4 protein-coding genes, 5 tRNA genes and 2 rRNA genes are annotated in these 4,565 nt (G+C 41.0%); 1 reads left to right on the top strand and 10 read right to left on the bottom strand.

Features of this window, described 5'->3' with window-relative positions; all coding sequences use genetic code 11:
* From Xsto_RS19890 to Xsto_RS19870, 5 genes are all read right to left on the bottom strand, one after another.
* On the bottom strand, positions 1-126 hold a 126-nt coding region (locus Xsto_RS19890), incomplete at its 3' end, for a GTP-binding protein (protein ID WP_230333040.1).
* Positions 127-237: 111 nt separating this feature from the next.
* A tRNA-Thr gene (locus Xsto_RS19885) sits at positions 238-313 on the bottom strand.
* A gap of 6 nt (positions 314-319) precedes the next feature.
* Positions 320-394: transfer RNA gene (locus tag Xsto_RS19880), tRNA-Gly, on the bottom strand.
* A gap of 99 nt (positions 395-493) precedes the next feature.
* Positions 494-578: transfer RNA gene (locus Xsto_RS19875), tRNA-Tyr, on the bottom strand.
* A gap of 15 nt (positions 579-593) precedes the next feature.
* Positions 594-669, bottom strand: a tRNA-Thr gene (locus Xsto_RS19870).
* A 407-nt stretch (positions 670-1,076) separates the two neighbouring features.
* Between Xsto_RS19870 and coaA the strand changes: the two genes are divergently transcribed.
* Positions 1,077-2,027, top strand: a complete 951-nt coding sequence (coaA, locus tag Xsto_RS19865; RefSeq protein WP_099111957.1) for a type I pantothenate kinase — start codon at positions 1,077-1,079, stop codon at positions 2,025-2,027.
* A gap of 35 nt (positions 2,028-2,062) precedes the next feature.
* On the opposite strand, the gene birA is transcribed toward coaA, so the two are convergent.
* The 5 genes from birA to rrf (Xsto_RS19840) form a co-directional block, all read right to left on the bottom strand.
* Entirely contained in the window at positions 2,063-3,022 is a 960-nt protein-coding gene (gene birA / locus Xsto_RS19860) for a bifunctional biotin--[acetyl-CoA-carboxylase] ligase/biotin operon repressor BirA (RefSeq protein ID WP_099126200.1), read from the bottom strand.
* On the bottom strand, positions 3,019-4,059 hold the full coding sequence (murB, locus tag Xsto_RS19855; RefSeq protein WP_099126199.1) for a UDP-N-acetylmuramate dehydrogenase: 1,041 nt from the start codon (positions 4,057-4,059) through the stop codon (positions 3,019-3,021). Before murB ends, birA begins: the two co-directional genes overlap by 4 nt.
* A 135-nt stretch (positions 4,060-4,194) precedes the next feature.
* Positions 4,195-4,310: ribosomal RNA gene (gene rrf, locus Xsto_RS19850) — 5S ribosomal RNA — on the bottom strand.
* Positions 4,311-4,344: 34 nt separating this feature from the next.
* Positions 4,345-4,420: transfer RNA gene (locus Xsto_RS19845), tRNA-Thr, on the bottom strand.
* Between the two features lie 50 nt (positions 4,421-4,470).
* Positions 4,471-4,565 (bottom strand): 5S ribosomal RNA (gene rrf / locus Xsto_RS19840); the annotation flags it as partial.

Below are 4,565 nucleotides of genomic sequence, written 5' to 3'. Positions count from 1 at the left end.
ACCGCCGTAGGTTTTTGCCAGAACGGTGGTGATTGCAGCAGTCAGGGTAGTTTTACCGTGGTCAACGTGGCCGATAGTACCAACGTTAACGTGCGGTTTTGAACGCTCAAACTTTTCTTTAGACATTAGGTTGTCCCTCTAAGACACGGAATCGGTGGTTTCACCACATCAACCAAGCAATTTTGCTTGTTTTTAGATATCAACAGGAAGAAAACCAGGAGGCAAGAACTAGGGAAGTGGTGCTGATAGGCAGATTCGAACTGCCGACCTCACCCTTACCAAGGGTGTGCTCTACCAACTGAGCTATATCAGCACATCTTGGAGCGGGCAGCGGGAATCGAACCCGCATCATCAGCTTGGAAGGCTGAGGTAATAGCCATTATACGATGCCCGCGTGAACTCGGCTACCTGACTTTAATCAGCTGTATTGTATCTCAAGTATTTTGTCTGGAGTACTAACTCGAGCAGAACACTCAAGATGAAAACTGGTTCATGGTGGTGGGGGAAGGATTCGAACCTTCGAAGTCTGTGACGGCAGATTTACAGTCTGCTCCCTTTGGCCGCTCGGGAACCCCACCTTTCCAAATTTTTAATGGTGCCGGCACCAAGAATCGAACTCGGGACCTACTGATTACAAGTCAGTTGCTCTACCATCTGAGCTATGCCGGCATCAAGTGCTGCGCATTCTAGGTAGTATTCGTCTCTGATGCAACAAAAAATTTATTTTTTTTGTTCTTTTGCTCACATTCCATTCAGATAAGGCTTTTTTGATGATTTTTTAATTAGATAAAGTATAAATAACAGCCAATAATTATATAATTAAAGTATCAAGACTCAGGTAAGCAGTCTATTTTCAGGAGTGAGTAACCATACCAATGCCGATTTTTTTAAATTAAAAGTAGCTCCAAGATCGCTCATTTTTTCGCAATTTTGTATTTTCCATCAAAAAAATTACTAAAATGATAAAAAATTCTACGCCTATGATAGCTCAGCCGATATGATGAGATTTATTTTTTGTCGGATACGGGTGTGCAAGAGTACCCGTCCAACCTGCATAGACAGGCAGATGTTGGCTTATGAATGAGAAAGAACCTTTTTTAACGACTCCATATTTACAATTTGATCGTGAACATTGGGCAACCTTGCGTGACTCGGTGCCTCTAACATTAACAGCAGAAGAGTTTTCTGCCTTAAAAGGAATTAATGAAGATATCTCAATAGACGAAGTGGTTGAGATCTACCTACCATTATCACGTCTACTTAATTTTTATATTAGCTCCAACCTTCGACGACAGGCTGTTCTTGAACAGTTTTTAGGAACCGGTGGGCAAAAAATACCTTATGTAATTGGTATTGCAGGCAGCGTCGCCGTTGGCAAAAGTACAACAGCACGTTTATTGCAGGCATTACTCAGCCGATGGCCTGAACATCGTCGTGTAAAGCTGGTAACAACTGATGGCTTCTTACATTCTAACAATATCCTGAATGAACGCGGCCTAATGAAAAAGAAAGGGTTCCCTGAATCCTACGATATGCGCAGTCTGGTTAAATTCGTCTCCGATATTAAATCAGGAGCTGAAAAGGTTGCCGCTCCAGTATATTCTCATCTCAGCTATGATATTGTGCCTGATGAACAGCTGATCATCGAACGGCCAGATATCCTGATACTGGAAGGTTTAAATGTGCTGCAAAGTGGTATGGATTATCCCCATGAACCACATCATGTTTTTGTTTCTGACTTTGTTGATTTTTCTATTTATGTTGATGCGTCAGAACAATTACTTGAACAATGGTACGTCAGCCGTTTTCTTAAATTCCGGCAAGGTGCTTTTTCTGATCCTGAGTCTTATTTCCACAATTATTCTAAGTTAACAACGGAAGAAGCTGTAAAGGTAGCATCTGATATTTGGCGAGAAATTAATGGACTAAATCTACAACAAAATATCCTGCCTACCAGAGAGCGTGCCAGCTTAATTCTGACTAAAGGCAAAAACCATGCGATTGAAAACGTTAGGTTAAGAAAATAATGCCAAAAAGCCGGAAAATACTTCCGGCCTTCTCATTAACATCCCCGAAGGGAAATTTCACCACCAATATAAGGTGTGACTATCCCGTCGATATCAAGCAACAAAGCTCCTTGTTGATCAATGCCACGGGCTATGCCATAAATTTCTTGTTCACCAATTATTAATTTCACAGGACGATTCATAAAATTATCTAATTTAAACCATCTGGGAACAAAAGATTGCAATCCTTCATTTTCAAACTGAACTAACGCCTTCTTCAATTCAGTAACAATCTCAGTAACGAGTTTATTTCTTTCAACAGTCACTCCGGCCTGCTGTAAATTAGACCATTGTTGATTTATTATCTTTTGCTGCTCACTACTCATCGAGATGTTCATGCCAATACCAATGACAATCTGAGCCGCATCTCCAGTCCTTCCCATTAGCTCAACTAATATACCTGCTAGCTTTTTGTCATCCAAATATAGATCATTAGGCCATTTAACTTTTACCTTTTCAGCTCCCTGACGATTCAGAACTTCTGCGATTACGATACCCACAACCAGACTCAATCCAATTGCGGCAGCAGGACCTTGCTCTAATCGCCAGAACATAGATAAATATAAATTACGGCCGAAAGCAGAAACCCATTGCCTTCCACGGCGACCTCTTCCTGCATATTGATATTCTGCAACGCAGGTATCACCTGAAGTAAGTTCTGTTAATTTATCTAACAAGTATTGATTAGTAGAATCAATAACTGGAATAACTTCAATTCGACTTTCAGGCAGATAATTTTCAATTATATCTTTGCTAAGGAGATTCATTGGTGCAGGAAAACGGTAACCCTTACCCGGGATCGTCAGTATTTCCACACCCCATTCACGAATAACCTGAATATGTTTATTTATTCCTGCCCGACTCATCCCTAGCTTCTGGCCCAATTGCTGCCCCGAATGAATTTCACCATCTGATAAAATTTTAATTAACTTTAATGGAGTACTAACGTCTTTCATGAAATACATTCCACCGCATCTATTTCACCTACATTACCAATGAAACGGACTTCCGGTTCTAAATAAATATTGAACTTTTCAGCTACTTGCTTGCGAACATAAGCAGCCAAAGCAATAACATCACGTCCTGTCGCATTGCCTTGATTGATTAATACTAATGCTTGTTTCTGGTGAACTGCCGCATGACCAATGTGATACCCTTTTAGGTGACACTTATCTATCAACCAGCCCGCTGCTATTTTTACACTATGTTCATTATGATGATACTGGGGACATTCAGGGTACTCAGATTTAATTTTCTCTGCCAATTCTGCTGATATAATTGGATTTTTGAAGAAGCTTCCTGCATTTCCTGTGATCGCAGGATTTGGTAATTTACTCTGACGCATTTCACACACTGTATGAAAAATTTGCTCTGGTGTTACATCATTATGCGAGAATTTTGTTAAATCACCATAAGTTAGTATTGGTTTCCATACTTTATTCAGTCTTAAACCAACCGCTGTAATTGCATAACCATTACTATATTCATGTTTGAAAACACTATCTCTGTAAGCAAATCCACATTCGTTTTCCATCAGGCGAATCTGCTTTCCTGTTTTCAGCTCAATTAAATCAACGTACTCACAGACCTGTTTAAACTCAATTCCGTAAGCCCCGATATTTTGGATAGGTGCAGAACCCACATTTCCGGGAATAAGGGCTAAATTCTCCAAACCATAGATCTTGTGTTTAAGTAAATAAAGAATCAGCTCATGCCAATTTTCACCCGCACCAACATGAATATTCCATGCGGTATCTGATTCTTGTATATCAACACCAGTAATACGATTCAGAATCACAGTGCCTTTGAAATCTTCAGTGAAGAGAACATTGCTCCCTCCACCCAGTAATAGGATAGGCTGATTATTTTCTACAGCCTCTTGCCACAAAGCCAGAAGTGATCCAACAGAGGCAGCTACGCTAATACGATTGGCATTTGCAGATATACCAAATGTGTTAAATGTTTTGAGTTGGGTTGATTTACAGACAGGCATTCAATTCAGGCTCAATAAGTAATTTGACTGTAGTCTAGCAGACTCTGCATTTGAAAGATAAGTCAGTAAATACCTATCATGAGGATAGAAATGCAAAAAGCCACTCATTTGAGTGGCTTTTTGACTGTATATAAAGCTTGGCAGTTCCCTACTCTCACATGGGGAGACCCCACACTACCATCGGCGCTACGGTGTTTCACTACTGAGTTCGGCATGGGGTCAGGTGGGACCACCGCGCTATTGCCGCCAAGCAAATTCTGTTTTATTTGCCGAACATATTATTCATGGTGCTGATACCCAGATTCGAACTGGGGACCTCACCCTTACCAAGGGTGTGCTCTACCAACTGAGCCATATCAGCAAATGCTGAAATAAAAAGTGTTGCCATTTTGGCAACACTGATAAAGTGATGTCTGGCAGTTCCCTACTCTCACATGGGGAGACCCCACACTACCATCGGCGCTACGGCGTTTCACTGCTGAGTTCGGCATGGGGTCAGGTGGGAC

The organism is Xenorhabdus stockiae (genome assembly GCF_002632825.1).
Classification (GTDB): domain Bacteria; phylum Pseudomonadota; class Gammaproteobacteria; order Enterobacterales; family Enterobacteriaceae; genus Xenorhabdus; species Xenorhabdus stockiae.
The sequence above is the reverse complement of the archived record's forward strand: the minus strand, read 5'-3'. Positions and strand labels throughout refer to the sequence as shown.

Bases quoted from the DNA above. Each gene is read 5' to 3' on its own strand.
- coaA (WP_099111957.1), top strand. From the start codon at position 1,077: ATGAATGAGAAAGAACCTTTTTTAACGACTCCATATTTACAATTTGAT.
- birA (WP_099126200.1), bottom strand. From the start codon at position 3,022: ATGAAAGACGTTAGTACTCCATTAAAGTTAATTAAAATTTTATCAGAT.
- murB (WP_099126199.1), bottom strand. From the start codon at position 4,059: ATGCCTGTCTGTAAATCAACCCAACTCAAAACATTTAACACATTTGGT.